This window comes from Tianweitania aestuarii, assembly GCF_018457165.1.
Taxonomy (GTDB): domain Bacteria; phylum Pseudomonadota; class Alphaproteobacteria; order Rhizobiales; family Rhizobiaceae; genus Tianweitania; species Tianweitania aestuarii.
The window spans coordinates 890,832-906,625 of record NZ_JAFMNX010000001.1 but is presented as its reverse complement, the minus strand read 5'-3'; the positions used below and the strand labels follow the sequence as shown (position 1 = coordinate 906,625).

The following is a 15,794-nucleotide window of genomic DNA, read 5'->3' as shown; positions in this document are numbered from 1 at the left end:
CGTTGCTGCGGCATTATGGGCCGGGCGGCGTGACCTGCTTCATGGCCCCGGCGGCGTGACCCGCTTGGCGGCAGCGCGCTCCAGTCCAAGACGACGCTCGCGCCAGATGATGAACAGTCCCGCGATGATCACGATCACACCGCCGACCAGCATGTTGATCGAAGCCACTTCTCCGAACAGGAAGTAACCGGCGGCGATTGCCCAGATCATGGACGTGTATTCGAATGGCGCGACGGTCGAAACTTCGGCGTGGCGGTAGCCTTCGGTCATCAGGATCTGCGCAACACCACCGCAGAGCCCCGCCGTTATGAGCACGGTGAACTGGGTCCAGCTGAGCGAAATCCAGCCGAAGGGCAAAGTCAGAAGGCCGACCACGGTGGATGTCAGCGAAAACCAGAGAACGATGGTGCCGCTCTCTTCGGTTTTCACCAGACGTCGCACGAGCAACAGCGCCACGGCGGAAACGGCCGTTGCCGTCAACGCGGCGGTCACGCCTGCGGCCTGCCCGTTGGTGAAGCCTTGGCCGGACGTGAAAAGCGACAGGCTCGGCCAGGAGATGATGATGACGCCCACCAGGCCGATCATCACCGCGCCCCAGCGATAGGCGCGCACGACCTCGCCCAGGAACACCGCGCTGAAGACGATCACGAAAAGCGGCTGCGCGTAGTTCAGTGTCACGGCTTCGGGCAAAGGCAGATGCATGAGGGCAAAGAACTGCAGCCCCATGGAGGCGACACCGACCAGACCGCGCAGCACGTGGCTTGCGGCATGATTGGTCTTGATCCCGCTCAACAGCTTCCTGTGCCAGGCCAGCATCAGCATGATCGGAACTATGGCGAAAGCCGAGCGATAGAAGACCAGCTGGCCCAACGGCACGTCGCCCGCCGCCTTCAAGCAGATGCTCATGCCGAGAAAGAACAGGATCGACGCGACCTTCAGCCCGATCGCCAGCAAGGGTCGCGAGTCGCTCGGTTCGTGGCGCCTGGAAGCGGCTTTGCTGGAAGATTTCACTGTCGCGTCCGCGGCTGTCGGTGGAATGCCATGCTCGAACAACGAGGCTGAACAGGCTCGAATTTGCGTTGCACCCCGCTTAAGTGAATCCGCCGGAGCAAGCCAGCATTCATGAGGGCGAAAGTGGTAGGCCAAGACGCTGTTGCCGATTTGTTTCAAAACGGCATCCGTAATAAGAACGCCGGATCAGCGATCCCGCCGCCCTTGTTTCAGCTGGCGCGGCCCTTCCCGAGGAAACAGGTATGCGCGTCGACACAGGTCAGGTGTTCAAGCTTGAGGATTACAGGCCAAGCGAGTTCCTGATCCCGGAAACCCGGCTTACCTTCAAGCTGCACCCCACCAGGACGCTCGTTCAGGCTGATCTGACGATCCGCACGCGCAGCGGCGGGCCGAGCAATGCAGCACTCGTTCTGGATGGCGACGAACTGCAACTGCGTTCGCTTTCGATCAACGGAACGGTTCTAGACGCGGCAAGCTATCAGGCGACGCCGGACCGCCTGACCATCAACGCGCTGCCGCAAGCCGACACGTTCACCGTGCAGATCGAAACGGAGATCGCGCCAGAAAACAACAAGGCACTGTCCGGCCTTTATCGTTCAAGCGGCAACTACACGACGCAATGCGAAGCGGAAGGCTTCCGGCGCATCACCTATTTCCTTGATCGCCCCGATGTTCTGTCGGTTTACACGGTGCGGCTGGAAGCCGACGCCAGCGAAACGCCGCTTTTGCTATCCAACGGCAATCCCGTGGAAAGCGGATCGCTGGCAGACGGCCAACATTACGCCGTGTGGCATGACCCCTTCCCCAAGCCGTCCTATCTCTTCGCGCTTGTTGGCGGCAATCTCGGTGTGATCACCGACAGCTTCACGACCATGAGCGGCCGTGAGGTCGAGCTCGGCATCTATGTCGAACATGGCAAGGAAGCGCGTGCCGCCTATGCGATGGACGCGCTGAAGCGCTCCATGCGCTGGGACGAGGAGGTGTTCGGGCTGGAATATGATCTGGACGTGTTCAACATCGTCGCCGTGTCAGACTTCAACATGGGCGCGATGGAGAACAAGGGTCTCAACATCTTCAACGACAAATATGTTCTGGCCGACGAAGTCACCGCAACGGATGCCGATTACGCCGGCATCGAAGCGGTGATCGCGCATGAGTATTTCCACAATTGGACAGGCAACAGAATCACTTGCCGCGACTGGTTCCAGCTTTGCCTCAAGGAAGGGCTGACGGTTTATCGCGATCATGAGTTCTCCGCCGACCAGCGCTCGCGGGCGGTGAAGCGCATTGCCGAAGTGCGGGGTCTGCGGGCACAGCAATTCCCCGAAGATCAGGGACCGCTCGCGCATCCCGTGCGGCCGCGCCGTTATCGCGAGATCAACAACTTCTACACGTCGACCGTTTACGAAAAGGGTTCGGAAGTGGTGCGCATGATCCGCACCATTCTGGGCGCCGCTGACTTTCGGCGCGGCATGGATCTTTATTTCGAACGCCATGATGGCGACGCGGCGACGATCGAGGATTTCCTGAAGGTTTTTGAGGATGTGTCCGGCCGCGATCTCCAGCAGTTCGCACTCTGGTATCATCAGGCCGGCACGCCGAGCGTTCAGGTCGCCCTGCGCCATGACGCCGCCAAGCGCGAAGTGACCCTGCATCTGGAACAGGCGCTGGCACCGACGCCAACGGAAAGCAGCAAGCGGCTGATGCACATTCCCCTGCAGTTCGGCCTAGTGGGACCGGACGGTCATGACATGGCCGTGCATGCCGCAGATGACAGCGTCGAGGGCGACGTCATCCACCTGCGCAAGCGCCAGCAGACCGTTCGCTTTACGGATGTGGCCGAGCGGCCGGTGCTTTCGATCAATCGCGGATTTTCCGCGCCGATCATGCTGGCGATGGAGCAAACGGCGGAGGACCGGATGTTTCTTGCGCGCCACGACAGCGATCTGTTTGCCCGCTGGCAATCCATGACCACGCTCGCCACGCAGGCTTTGACGCAGGCCTATCGCACGATCCGCGGCGGTGACACGCCGGTTTTCGATGAAGCGCTGCTGGCCCTGGTGGGCGACACGGCAAGCGATGCGTCGCTCGAGCCTGCGTACCGCGCGCTGGCGCTGTCTTTGCCGGGTGAAGGCGATATCGCGCGCGAGATCGGACAAGGCATCGATCCCGATGCCATTCTTGGCGCACGCAACGCGCTGGTGCTTGCCATTGCTTCGGCCAATGCGGACCGCTTTGCCCTGATCTACGAGGAAATGGCGGCAAGCGGAGCCTTCAGCCCCGACGCCGCCAGTGCCGGCAAGCGCGCATTGCGCAACGTGCTGCTCGATTACCTTTCGACACCGGCAGGCGCGGTGGAGCGCGCTGCCAGCCAGTATGAGCGCGCGACCAACATGACGGATCGCGCAGCAGCTTTGGCTGTGCTTGCGCATCGCCAGAGCGGATCACCGGAAGCCGTTGCCGCGCTTGCCGATTTCGAACACCGCTTCCGCACCGAACCGCTCGTCATGGACAAGTGGTTCCAGATCCAGGCGACGGTTCCTGGCGCTGCAACCGTGGACGCCGTGCGCCGCCTGATGCGCCACGAAGGCTTCTCGATCGACAACCCCAACCGCGTGCGATCGCTGGTGGGCGCGTTTGCGGCGGCCAACCAGACCGCGTTCCATGCGGCTGATGGGTCCGGCTACACGCTGTTTGCCGATGCCGTGATCGAGGTGGAGCGCCGCAATCCACAGGTGGCCGCCCGCATCGCCACCGCTTTCCGGTCGTGGCGCTCGCTCGAGCCGGAAAGACAGGACAAAGCCCGCCAAGCTTTGGTCGCGATTAGCCAGCACAAGGACCTGTCGTCGGACCTGCGCGACATCGTGGAACGAACGCTGGCTTGAGTCTTCTTTGCAACGCTCGTCTTCAAAGGCGCGCAAAGGGCTGGACACGGCGAATCAGGTCTGATTCTTTAGGTTAGATTCGGCAGTGCGGCGTTCTCGGATCGTTTCAGTAGCAAGAGCAATTCGGGGGCCCATTGATGGGAAAGGCGGACGCGTGGCGCGCGGACGGTAAGCGGTCGCATGCGCGAGCAAGCGCAGCGAAGCACCGCTCGGCATTGGCGGGAACAGCCCGCTCGCTTGCGCATCCAGCGTATCAGCGACTGCTTGCGGCCGAACCGATCCTACGCCGCTCCATTCCCAGCCTGATCGTGGTGTTTCTGATCGTTGTCGCCGCGACGCGTGTTCTTTCGCTGATGACCGCGCAAGAAGAGGTCGAGCGCAATGCGCGCACGATCCTCGCGCTGACGGCTGCCGACATCATTCGCGGCTACGAGCATTCCGGCGATACGCCCGAAGCGCGCAAGGCCGCATCGGACAGCACGCTCAACTATTCGCGCGGCTTCAGCTCGCTCGGCAACCATCATGTGCTCGCTCTGACCGATGCCCGCTTCAAGGTCACGGCTGCGTCGCCCGACCAGAGCGGTTTGCTCGGCCGCTCGCTTGAACAGGTTCTGATCGGCAGCCAGCCGCTGTTCCTGTTCGGTGAACGCGCCGGCGTTCTCACCGTTTCCATGAACGGCGAAGAATGGTTCGCCGCCATGAGCCTGATGCCGGATCGCTCGGCCGCCGCCATTTCCATGATCTCGCATGACGCGGTCTTTGCGGACTGGCGCAAGACGGTGTCGCTCAATGTCACGCTGTATGTGCTGACCGCCGGTGTGATGATCGTGATCCTGTACGCCTATTTCGGCCAGTCCTCACGCGCTCGCTCGGCCGATCGCATCTATCTCGAAGCGCATCAGCGCATCGATCTGGCGCTTGTGCGCGGCCGCTGCGGTTTGTGGGACTGGGATCTGCATCGCGGCCGCATGTACTGGTCGCGCTCCATGTATGACATGCTGGGCTATGAGGCCTTCGACACGATGCTGTCGTTCGGCGATGTCGCGGAAATCATCCATCCCGACGATGGCGACCTGTTTGCGCTGGCCAATCGCATCGTGTCCAAGCAGACCGACCAGATCGACCACATCTTCCGTATGCGCCATGCCGAAGGCCATTGGGTCTGGATGCGTGCGCGTGCGACGGTTGTCGATCCGGACGCGGACGAAATCCACCTCATCGGCATTGCCGTGGATGTCACCGAGCAGCGCACGCTGGCGCAGCAATCGGAAGCAGCCGATCAGCGCCTGCGCACGGCCATCGAGAGCATTTCGGAATCCTTCGTTTTGTGGGACGCCGACAACCGCCTCGTGATGTGCAACAGCAAATTCGCCGGCGATGTCGGTTTGTCGCTGGACGATCTGGCGGAAGGCACCGAGCGCCGCGCGATCGAACAGCGCATGACGAAGTTCGTGTCAGAGCGCCGGCTCGTGAACTCCAACGGTCCGTTCGGCGGCGCGACCTATGAGCGGCAGGTGGCCGATGGTCGCTGGCTGCAGGTCAACGAGCTGCGGACGCGCGATGGCGGCATCGTGTCGGTGGGTTCGGACATCACGCAGCTGAAGCAGCATCAGGAACGGCTGACCGAAAGCGAGCGGCGCCAGATGGCGACCATTCACGATCTCAGCTTGGCACGCCGCGCCGAAGAAGAGCGCGTGGCGGAACTCGCCGATCTCAACCGAAAATACATGCATGAAACGGAACGCGCCGAGGCCGCCAACCGCGCCAAGTCGGAATTCCTCGCCAATATGAGCCACGAGCTGCGCACGCCGCTCAACGCCATCATCGGCTTTTCCGAACTGATGGCATCAGGCTTCTTCGGACCGCTGGGTTCGGAGCGCTATGCCGAGTATGCCCGCGACATCAATTCGAGCGGCACGTATCTTCTGGGCGTCATCAACGACATTCTCGATATGTCGAAGATCGAAGCCGGCCACTTCACCGTGGACCGCGAGGAAGTCGATCTCGCGCCGCTGATCACCGAAGCCGTCAAGGTGATCGCGCTGCAGGCACAGGCCAAGACGATCACCATCGACACCAAGATCGCCGACACGCTGACGGCTTTCGCAGACAAGCGCGCGGTGAAGCAGATCGCGATCAACCTTCTGTCGAACGCGGTGAAGTTCACCGGTCAGGGCGGCCGCATCTCGGTGCGCGCACGCCATGCGTCCGGGGCCCTGCTGCTGACGATCGAAGACAATGGCTGCGGCATTCCGAAGGATGCGCTGAGCAAGCTCGGAACGCCGTTCGAGCAGGTGCAGAACCAGATGTCGAAGAACCATACCGGCTCCGGTCTCGGCCTTGCCATTTCGCGCTCGCTGGCCGAGCTCAATGGCGGCTCGCTCAAGATCCGGTCGGTTGAAGGATCGGGAACGGTGGTTTCGGTCCGCCTGCCTGCCCAGCATCAGGCACAGCTGCGCGCCGCCTGATCGCGCTACGAGCGAAGCAGCCGGTCAAAGATGGCGCGCACATTTGTTTGTGTTTCAACAAGCAGCGCATCGAGCACCGACATTTCAGGCGTGTCGGTCGCCCGGAGAAGGATATCGGACAGGGCCGGCGGCATGTCGGTCTTGTCGAAGGTACCGACGACGCAAAGCCTGATGACCTGCATGACGGCTGTGTAGAGCTGATGGGCGGCGACGAGCGTGTCGACGTCGCCGGCATCGGCGAAAACCGGGTCGATATGGGCGAGAACCGCCGCCGTGCCTGTTTCCCGCTCGGTGTCATCCTGAACGGCACCAATCAGGCTCGCGACCTGCGCGATGAATTCGAGATCGATCACGCCGCCGGGAACGAGCTTGAGGTCCCATCGATCGGTTGCGGGCTTTTCCTGCTCAAGCAGGTCGCGCATCTCGGTTGCCGCGGCCTTCACCTCAGCTGCGTTTCGCGACGTTGCAATGATGGCTACGATGTCTTCCTGCAGTTCGGATGCCAGGGTGGTGTCGCCGGAGATCGGGCGCGCGCGGGTCAGCGCCATATGCTCCCAGGTCCAGGCGTCGTGCTGCTGGTATTTGCGGAAGGCATCGAGGTGGGTCGCCACCGGCCCCTTGTTGCCGGACGGGCGCAAACGCAAATCGAGATCGTAGAGGATGCCCTTCGAGGTCGGCGCCGACACCGCCGCGATCAGTCGCTGCGTCAGACGAGCGAAATAGCGTGTCGGCTCCAGCGGCTTGTAGCCATCCGACCAGTCGGCCTTTTCGTCGTGATCGTAGATCAGGATCAGGTCGACATCGGACCCTGCCGTCAGTTCGCGGCTGCCGAGCTTGCCCATGCCAAGGATCACCGCACGCGCGCCCGGGATGCGGCCATGCTTCTGCGCCATCTCGGCTTCCACGGCGGAAAAGGCATGGCCGATGGTGAGATCGGCCAGATCGGAAAAGGTGCGACCTGCACGCGGTGCATCGATCGAGCCGGTGAGAAGCCGCACGCCGATCAGGAAGCGCTGTTCGGCGGCAAAGATGCGCAGCCGATCAAGCGCTTCCTCGAAGCTGATCGCGCCTTCAAGAAAGGTCGTGAGCCGACCGGACAGATAGTCGCGGTTGGGCAGTTCGGACAAAAGCGAGGGATCGAGCAGGCCATCGAACACATGCGGGCTGCGGGTGACCGTTTCGGCAAGCCGTGGTGCCGCCCCCATGATCGTGACAAGCAGGCGCAGCAGCGACGGGTTGTTCTGCAGGAGAGAAAACAGCTGGATGCCGGCAGGCAGGCCGGACAAGAAGGCATCGAAGCGGATCGCCGCATCATCCGCACGCCGCGTTTCGCCGAAAGCCTGCAGAAGGGCCGGCGTCAGTTCGGTCAGTCGCTCGCGCGCTTCGGCCGAGCGGGTCGCGCGGTAGCGGCCGAAGTGCCATCCGCGGATCAGCCGGATCATGTCGGACGGTCGCTCGAAGCCGAGGCCCGTCAGGGTGTGCAGCGTATCGGGATCGTCAACATCGCCTGTGAAAACGAGATTGCCGACCTTGTCCGACAGCTTCGGCGCGGTTTCGAACAGGGCGGCGTAGTGCTGCTCGACCGCGTGCAGCGCAGCGCGAAAGTCGGCGGCAAAGGCTTCGTCCTGCTCGCAGCCCATGAGGCGGGCAATTCGTGAAAAGCCCTCATCGTCTTCGGGCAGAACATGGCTTTGCTCATCGGCCACGATCTGGATGCGATGTTCGACATCGCGCAGATACCAGTAAAGCCTTTGCAGGGTCGCGGCTGCATCGGCCGTAATCCAGTTCTGGTCTGCCAGCATGTCCAGCATCGCGACGGTCTCGCGTCCGCGCAGCTCGGGAAAGCGGCCACCAGCGATCAGCTGCTGGGTTTGAACGAAGAACTCGATCTCGCGAATGCCGCCACGGCCGAGCTTCACATTGTGGCCGCGCACGGCGACATCGCCATGGCCGCGATGAGCATGGATCTGGCGCTTGATGGAATGCACATCGGCGATCGCCGCGTAGTCCATATATTTGCGCCAGACATAAGGGCGCAGCTCGCCAAGAAAGCGCGTGCCCGCCTGTTCGTCGCCCGCAACCGGCCGCGCCTTGATCATGGCGGCACGTTCCCAGTTCTGGCCGCGTGCTTCGTAATAGGAAAGCGCGGCGTCAACGGAGATCGCGAGGGGTGTCGAGCCGGGGTCCGGCCGCAAACGCAGATCGGTTCGGAAAACGTAGCCGTCGCCGGTTCGGTCATGAAGAATGCGCACCAGCCGGCGCGTCAGCCGCATGAACAGCTCACCCGCTTCATCGGGCTCGGTGATGGCGGGCGCTGCCGGATCGAACAGCACGATCAGATCGATGTCGGAGGAGAAGTTCAGCTCCCGCGCGCCGAGCTTGCCCATGCCGAGCAGGATCCAGCCGCTGTTTTCTTCCGGCTTGTCCGGGTCCGGCAGTTTCAGCTTGCCGCTGGTGTGTGCATCCCGCAGCAGATATCGAACCGCTGCACGGAGGCAGGCATCGGCGAGGCTCGACAGCTGGTGGATGGTGGCCTGCGTGTCCTGGGTGCGCGCCAGATCCGCCAAACCGATCAGCGCATGCGCTTCGCCCTTCAGCCGGCGCAGGCGCGTCATTAACCGGCTTTCCGTCTCGCCCTCGACCGGTTCCAGGATTTCAGCTTCGATCTTAACCAGGCGATCGAAAAGCGACTGCGTGAACAAGGCTTCGAGGATCTGCGGCCGGCGCAGGAAGGCGCTCTTCAGAAAAGGCGAGAGCGACAGGACGCTGCCAAGGAACGTGGAAAGCGGGCTCTCGCCGGCACACAGCTGAGCGAGTTGAAGAGCGTCCTGCTCCTGCGCGGCAGAGGCCAGTTCGCCAAGCGCTTCCCTGGCGTCTTCGGCATCGAGCGGCGGCAGGGGCTGCACGGGTTGGTTGAACCAGATCGTGCCGTCTTCTGCTTGCCTATCCCGGTTTGTCCGCTGCTTCATCCGGTTTCCTGATCATCGGAAAAATCATCGATACCAGCAAACCCGGCTCGGCGTCAGCCAGTTCCAAACGACCTTGGTGGAAGCCCATCACCGCCTTGGCCAGGCTCAACCCCAGACCCGAGCCCGGCTGCGAGCGGCTCTTTTCCAGTCGCACGAACCGCTCGGTGGCGCGCGCACGATCGTCTTCCGGGATGCCTGGACCGGTGTCGCGTACCGTCAGCCTTGCTTCGACATCATCGGCGGTCAGGGTTACTACGACCCGCGAGCCGCCATCGGCACTCGCCGAATATTTGATGGCGTTATCGACGATGTTGGACAGCGCCTGTCCGATCAGTTCGCGATTGCCGTGCACGGTCGCCGAAACATCGACAGCGCTTTCCATGACGACGCCGACTTCCTCGGCTGCAGGCTCGTAGAGCTCGGCCACGTCCCTGGCGATCGCGGTCAGATCCACATCCACCATCGCTTCAGCGGAATAACCGGCTTCAAGGCGCGAGATCATCAGGATGGCGTTGAAGGTGCGGATCAGCTGATCGGATTCGATGATCGTGCCTTCAAGGACTTCACGATATTCGGCGCTGTCCTTCGATGTTGCCAATGCGGCCTCGGCGCGGTTGCGCAAACGGGTCAGCGGGGTTTTCAGATCATGGGCAATGTTATCGGAAACCTGCCGCAGCCCTTCGTTCAAGGCGGCGATCTTTGCCAGCATCTCGTTGAGGTTTTCCGACAGGCGGTCGAATTCGTCGCCGCTGCCTTCCACCGGCAGACGGCCGCTGAGGTCGCCGCCCATGATGCGGCGGCTGGCTTCCGAGATGCGGTCGATGCGGCGCAGCGCTGTCCGTCCGACGAAGAACCAGATCAACAGCGCACCCAGCCCCATGATGCCGAGCGTCACGATCAGCGCGCGCTGCACCACCTGACGAAAGCGCTCCGGTTCGCCGAGATCGCGGCCAACCATGACGATCATCTGGTTGGGCAGGCGCAACACGAGCGCGGTCGCGGAATGCACCGGCAGCTTCGGATCAACATCGACGGCCGCTTCCTCGCCATAGCGCGGCGCGCGTCCCTCACCCTCCGCTTCGCCATAGCGCTGATAATTGAAAGGGCGGTTCGTCCAGCCCTGTTCGTCCAGAACGCCAGGCTGCAGGCTCTGCACGTTGCCCGCGAGAATGCGCCCTTGTGGATCGGTGATGAGGTAGAGATTGGCCCCGGGTTGCCGCGAGCGCATCTCGATCACCCGCACCAGCGTCGTCAGGCCGCCGCGCTGGTAAGCACGACCGAGCCCGGCCATTTCTTCGTTGATCGTGTCCTGGATCTGCCCAACCAGCATTCGGCCGGACAAGGACGTCATATAAACAACGAGAAGAATGGCGCAGCCGGCGAAGAGGAGGAGATATAGCGCCGACAGCCGGGCCGCAGTGGTCTTCATCGTGGCCGAAAGGCGGGCAAACATAAGAAAAACTCAGCTCGCCTTGAGCATATAGCCGGCGCCACGCACCGTATGCAGAACGGGGCCTTCGAAGCCCTTTTCGATCTTGGAGCGCAGCCGCGACACATGCACGTCGATGACGTTGGTCTGCGGGTCGAAATGATAATCCCAGACATTTTCGAGCAGCATCGTGCGCGTCACCACCTGGCCGGCATGGCGCATGAGGTATTCCAGCAAGCGGAACTCGCGCGGCTGCAAGGTCACTTCCTGCCCTGCCCGCTTCACGACATGCGACAAACGGTCGAGCTCGAGATCGCCGACGCGGTAGGTCGTTTCGACCTCCTTGGCGCCGCTGCGGCGGTTCAGCACTTCGATGCGAGCAAGCAGTTCGGAAAAGGCATAGGGCTTGGTCAGATAATCGTCGCCGCCGGCCCGCAGGCCCGTGACGCGGTCGTCCACCTGGCCGAGCGCCGAAAGAATCAGCGCGGGCGTATCGTTGCCGCGCGAACGCAGCCCCGCGACCACCGAAAGGCCGTCCCGCTTGGGCAACATGCGGTCGACCACCATGACATCGTAGTCGCCATTGTCGGCCAGCACAAAACCGGATTCGCCGTCACGCGCGACATGAACGGTGTGCCCGACCTCGTTCAGCGCCTTTTCCAGATAGTCCGCGGCTTCGCGATCATCTTCGATGAGAAGGATTTTCATGCCACCAGTATATGAAGACAGGTCGGGAAGCTGGAAAGAAGAATCGTTCAGCATGATCGTATCCTTTCCCCAAAAGCGTGCAGCAGCGAACAGAACGCCCGCTGCTGCCATCGGCCTCGCGAAGGAGGCGGTCTTGGTCACGATCCGGCAGGGTCAAGGGAAAGCCTGCCGGATCGTACAGGGCGATCAGCCCTGATCGGTTGGAAGGGCGACGAAGCGGTTGACGTCGTCGCGGGTCACCTGAACCAGCACCTGCTTGCGGCCGGCCTTGGCGGCTTCCTTGATGGCGGCTTCGACATCATCCGGGCTCGTGACTTCCTTGGAGTTCACGGACACGATCACGTCGCCGGAAGCCAGACCACGGGACGCGGCATCGCTGTCGGGATCGACCTGCGTGATCACCACGCCCTTGCCGTCGTCAGCGGGAGCGACGGTCATGCCGAAGTCGTCGAGCGAGCTCGTCTGGTCTTCGTCCTGCTGGTCGTCGTTGCCCTGCGAAGCAAGCTTGTCGTCGCCTGGCAGCACGCCGAGCTTCACGTTGATGGTCTCAGCCTTGCCGTTGCGCCACAGGTCGATCTTCACATCCTTGCCAGGACGTGCCGAACCGATCACCCGGGCAAGCTCACGCGGCGTCGAAACGCTTTCACCATCAACCGCGGTGATGACGTCGCCGTCCTTCACGCCGGCCTTGGCTGCAGGGCTGTCATCCTGTGCCGAAGCAACGATCGCGCCCTTCGCGTCATCCAGACCGATGGATTCGGCGATTTCCGGCGTAACCGGCTGGATCTGAACGCCCAGCCAACCGCGCTCGATCGACTTGCCTTCCATCAGGGTGGTGACGACGTCCTTCACGGTGGTCGCCGGAATGGCGAAGGCGATGCCGACATTGCCGCCCGATGGCGAGAAGATCGCGGTGTTCACGCCAACCACTTCACCATTGGTGTTGAAGGCCGGACCACCGGAGTTGCCGCGGTTAACGGCAGCGTCGATCTGCAGGAAGTCGTCGTAAGGACCAGCGCCGATGTCACGGCCGCGGGCCGACACGATACCAGCCGTCACCGTGCCGCCCAGACCGAACGGGTTGCCGACTGCCACGACCCAATCGCCGACGCGCACCTTGGAATCATCGGCAAAGCCGACATAGGTGAACTTGCGATCCTTGTTGTCGACCTTGAGAACGGCCAAGTCGGTGCGCGGATCGCGGCCGATCAGCTTGGCGTCGTACTCGGCGCCATCGTCCATCTTGACGCTGTAAGCGTCGCCGCCTTCAACAACGTGGTTGTTGGTGACGAGATAGCCGTCTTCGGAAATGAAGAAGCCGGAGCCCTGTGCGATCGGACGTTCCGGGTTGTGACGGCGTTCGCCACGACGCTCGAAGCGGCGGCCCTGATCGCGACCATCCGGTCCGCCGAATTCACGGAAGAAGCGCTTGAGCGGATGATTGTCCGGAAGGTCGTCGAAGCCGGGGATCTGCGACGGGCCACTGTTGTTCGAGGCGGTCTGGGTCTTGCCCTTGACCATCACGCTGACAACGGCCGGGCTGACCTTTTCCACGACGTCGCCGAAGCCCGTCGTCTGGTTCTGCGGTGCAACGGTGACCGCTTCCGCCAACACCTGACCTGTGCCGCTGGTCACGACGCCGAAGCCCGTGCCTGCGATGATTGCCAGCGAAGCGGCAGCTGCCAGGAAGCGGCTGCGTACGCTGAGGGATGATTTGCTGGAGTTGCTCATGATCTCGGATCTCCTTGCCATCGAAATACTGTTCCGTACTTCGTTGAGGAGAGAGATAGGGTAGCGTTCCTTACAGGACGCTGTCCGGCGCATGAAACTTTCGTAATCTGCGGCAGCCGAACCGTTTTTCAGGCAGCCGCCGCTCAGCCGTCCTTCAGGATGGCATCCAACCGCTTGCGTTCATCCGAACTCAGTTCGGCGGAGGCGTCAGTGGTTTGCTGGCGGCGGTTCATGAAGAGAACGGTCGCACCAACAAGCAGGATCAGCAAAGGCGCGCCCCAAAGCAGCGCCGTTCGCAGCGTAAAGCGCGGCTTCAGCAAAACGAATTCGCCGTAGCGGGCAACGACGTAGTTCATGACCTCTTCATCATCGTCGCCGGCGGTCAGCCGTTCACGCACGATGATGCGCAGGTCCTTGGCGAGATCGGCATCCGAGTCGTCGATCGACTGGTTCTGGCAGACCAGACAGCGCAGCTCGGCGGAAATGGTGCGGGCGCGGGCTTCCAGCTCCTTGTCCGCCAGAACTTCGTCGGGCTGCACGGCAAAGGCCGGGAAGCTCATGCCGATCAGGATCAGGATTGTCGCCAGCCAGCCTCGCATCACGCTCACCTATTCTGCCGGCTGGAGTGTCGTGGGTACCTTGCGACGCGCTGGCGCGCCGATCCGCAGACGCCGATCCGAGATCGAAAGGATGCCGCCGATCATCATCAGGAGCGGTCCGAGCCAGATCATGGTGACCATCGGCTTCCACCAGATGCGCACCACGATGCCGCCATCGGGCGTCGGATCGCCCAACGCGACATAAAGCTGACTGAAGCCGCGCGTCATGATGCCGGCCTCGGTGGTCGGCATCTGGCGGGCGGTGTAGAGCCGCTTCGCAGACATCACCGATCCGACTTCGCGATTGCCGGAGATCAAGGTGAAGCGCGCCTGATCTTCGGTGTAGTTCGGTCCCTGGAAAGGCGTCAGGCGTTCGAACCGCAGCGTGCGGCCGGCAATGTCGGCGCTCTCGCCCGGCTTCAACGCGACGATATGTTCGCTTTGGAACGCGGTGGTCGCAACGATGCCGAGAAGGGCTACGCCGAGACCAAGATGCGCCAGAGCTCCACCATGGGCCGACCTTGGCAGGCCGAAGAAGCGGCGGCGCATATTGGCGAAGGACGTGTTCCCGAAGCCGGAGCGCAGCGCGATATCGGTGAGTGCGCCAAGAAACAACCAAACGGCAAGACCGATGCCAAGCGCTGCAAACAGCATGGTGCGGTCAACGAAGATCATGACCACCAGCGTGGCGAGGATCGCGCCGCCAAGCGCCCAGGACAGGCGCTGCGCGGCCGCATAAAGGTCGCCGCGCTTCCAGGCCAACAAGGGCCCAAACGGCACCAGCGCCAGAAGCGGGATCATCAAAGGACCAAAGGTCAGGTTGAAGAACGGCGCGCCAACAGAGATCTTATCGCCGCTGACGGCCTCGATCAGCAGGGGATAGAGCGTGCCGATCAGAACGGTTGCCGTGGCTGTGGTGAGAAACAGGTTGTTCAGCACCAGTGAGCCTTCGCGGCTGATCGGCTGAAACACGCCGCCTGCCGTCAGACTTGGCGCCCGAAACGCAAACAGCGCGAATGATCCGCCGACAAACAGGCTGAGGATGATCAGAATGAACACGCCGCGCGTCGGATCGGTCGCGAACGCATGCACCGATGTCAGCACGCCCGAGCGCACCAGGAAGGTGCCGAGCAGCGACAAGGAGAACGTTATGATGGCAAGCAGCACCGTCCAGATCTTCAGCGCCGACCGCTTTTCCATCACGAGCGCGGAATGCAGCAGCGCCGTGCCGGCCAGCCAGGGCATGAAGGACGCGTTCTCAACCGGATCCCAGAACCAGAACCCGCCCCAGCCCAGTTCGTAATAGGCCCAGTACGACCCCATCGCGATGCCGCCGGTGAGGAAAATCCAGGCCCCAAGCGTCCATGGCCGCACCCAGCGCGCCCAGGCCGCATCGATGCGGCCCTCGATCAGGGCTGCCACGGCGAAGGAGAAGCTGACGGAAAAGCCGACATAGCCGAGGTAAAGCATCGGGGGATGGATCGCCAAGCCGATGTCCTGAAGGATCGGGTTCAGGTCCTGCCCCTCGAACGGCGCCGGCACCAGACGCGCGAACGGGTTAGATGTCGCAAGGATGAAAAGGAGAAAAGCGGCACCCACCCAGCCCTGCACGGCCAGAACATTGGTCTTAAGCGTCGCGGGCAGATTGCGGCCGAACACGGCGACCAGGGCCGAAAACAAGGTCAGGATCAGCACCCAGAGCAGCATCGAGCCCTCATGGTTGCCCCATGTTCCCGTGATCTTGTAGAGCATCGGCTTCATGGAATGGGAGTTTTCGTAGACGTTGCGCACCGAGAAATCGGACACGACGTAAGCCCAGGTGAGCGCGATGAAAGCCATTGCGATCAGGGCGAAAACGGCGACGGCCACAGGGCTTGCCACCGCCATCAGGCGGGCATCGTTCCTCTGACTGCCGATAATGGGAATGATCGACTGAACCAGCGTCAGCGCGAAGGCCAGAACGAGGGCGAAGTGGCCGAGTTCAACCATTGGCA

Annotated in this window: 9 protein-coding genes; 2 read left to right on the top strand and 7 right to left on the bottom strand. The window is 62.4% G+C overall.

Features of this window, described 5'->3' with window-relative positions; genetic code table 11:
• Window positions 1–39: 39 nt before the first annotated feature.
• Window positions 40–1,011 (bottom strand): DMT family transporter, encoded by a 972-nt coding sequence (locus tag JYU29_RS04325; RefSeq protein ID WP_347879848.1) that lies wholly within the window; start codon window positions 1,009–1,011, stop codon window positions 40–42.
• A 242-nt stretch (window positions 1,012–1,253) separates the two neighbouring features.
• Between JYU29_RS04325 and pepN the strand changes: the two genes are divergently transcribed.
• Both pepN and JYU29_RS04315 read left to right on the top strand, forming a co-directional pair.
• Window positions 1,254–3,896, top strand: coding sequence for an aminopeptidase N (gene pepN, locus JYU29_RS04320; protein ID WP_213983500.1), 2,643 nt, complete (start codon window positions 1,254–1,256; stop codon window positions 3,894–3,896).
• 137 nt (window positions 3,897–4,033) lie between these two features.
• Window positions 4,034–6,364, top strand: a complete 2,331-nt coding sequence (locus JYU29_RS04315; RefSeq protein ID WP_213983499.1) for a PAS domain-containing sensor histidine kinase — start codon at window positions 4,034–4,036, stop codon at window positions 6,362–6,364.
• A gap of 5 nt (window positions 6,365–6,369) precedes the next feature.
• Here the strand turns inward: JYU29_RS04315 and JYU29_RS04310 are convergent, their stop codons facing one another.
• From JYU29_RS04310 to JYU29_RS04285, 6 genes are all read right to left on the bottom strand, one after another.
• The gene (locus JYU29_RS04310) at window positions 6,370–9,333 is read right to left on the bottom strand and encodes a bifunctional [glutamine synthetase] adenylyltransferase/[glutamine synthetase]-adenylyl-L-tyrosine phosphorylase (RefSeq protein WP_213983498.1); all 2,964 of its coding nucleotides are present in this window, start codon (window positions 9,331–9,333) and stop codon (window positions 6,370–6,372) included.
• Complete coding sequence (locus JYU29_RS04305; protein ID WP_213983497.1) at window positions 9,308–10,786, bottom strand: sensor histidine kinase; 1,479 nt, start codon at window positions 10,784–10,786, stop codon at window positions 9,308–9,310. The genes JYU29_RS04310 and JYU29_RS04305 overlap by 26 nt, the downstream gene beginning before the upstream one ends.
• Before the next feature lie 9 nt (window positions 10,787–10,795).
• Window positions 10,796–11,470 carry a response regulator transcription factor gene (locus JYU29_RS04300; protein ID WP_213984259.1) on the bottom strand — a complete coding sequence of 225 codons (675 nt, stop codon included), beginning with the start codon at window positions 11,468–11,470 and terminating at the stop codon, window positions 10,796–10,798.
• Window positions 11,471–11,656: 186 nt separating this feature from the next.
• Window positions 11,657–13,201: a Do family serine endopeptidase gene (locus JYU29_RS04295; protein ID WP_213983496.1), complete on the bottom strand. Its 1,545-nt coding sequence runs from the start codon at window positions 13,199–13,201 to the stop codon at window positions 11,657–11,659.
• A gap of 143 nt (window positions 13,202–13,344) precedes the next feature.
• The gene (locus JYU29_RS04290; protein WP_213984258.1) at window positions 13,345–13,800 is read right to left on the bottom strand and encodes a cytochrome c-type biogenesis protein; all 456 of its coding nucleotides are present in this window, start codon (window positions 13,798–13,800) and stop codon (window positions 13,345–13,347) included.
• A 9-nt stretch (window positions 13,801–13,809) separates the two neighbouring features.
• Window positions 13,810–15,789 (bottom strand): heme lyase CcmF/NrfE family subunit, encoded by a 1,980-nt coding sequence (locus JYU29_RS04285; RefSeq protein ID WP_213984257.1) that lies wholly within the window; start codon window positions 15,787–15,789, stop codon window positions 13,810–13,812.
• Window positions 15,790–15,794 lie beyond the last annotated feature (5 nt).

Excerpts from the sequence above, each read along its gene's own strand:
- pepN (WP_213983500.1), top strand. The coding sequence starts at position 1,254 with ATGCGCGTCGACACAGGTCAGGTGTTCAAGCTTGAGGATTACAGGCCA.
- JYU29_RS04315 (WP_213983499.1), top strand. The coding sequence starts at position 4,034 with ATGGGAAAGGCGGACGCGTGGCGCGCGGACGGTAAGCGGTCGCATGCG.
- JYU29_RS04310 (WP_213983498.1), bottom strand. The coding sequence starts at position 9,333 with ATGAAGCAGCGGACAAACCGGGATAGGCAAGCAGAAGACGGCACGATC.
- JYU29_RS04305 (WP_213983497.1), bottom strand. The coding sequence starts at position 10,786 with ATGTTTGCCCGCCTTTCGGCCACGATGAAGACCACTGCGGCCCGGCTG.
- JYU29_RS04300 (WP_213984259.1), bottom strand. The coding sequence starts at position 11,470 with ATGAAAATCCTTCTCATCGAAGATGATCGCGAAGCCGCGGACTATCTG.
- JYU29_RS04295 (WP_213983496.1), bottom strand. The coding sequence starts at position 13,201 with ATGAGCAACTCCAGCAAATCATCCCTCAGCGTACGCAGCCGCTTCCTG.
- JYU29_RS04290 (WP_213984258.1), bottom strand. The coding sequence starts at position 13,800 with ATGCGAGGCTGGCTGGCGACAATCCTGATCCTGATCGGCATGAGCTTC.
- JYU29_RS04285 (WP_213984257.1), bottom strand. The coding sequence starts at position 15,789 with ATGGTTGAACTCGGCCACTTCGCCCTCGTTCTGGCCTTCGCGCTGACG.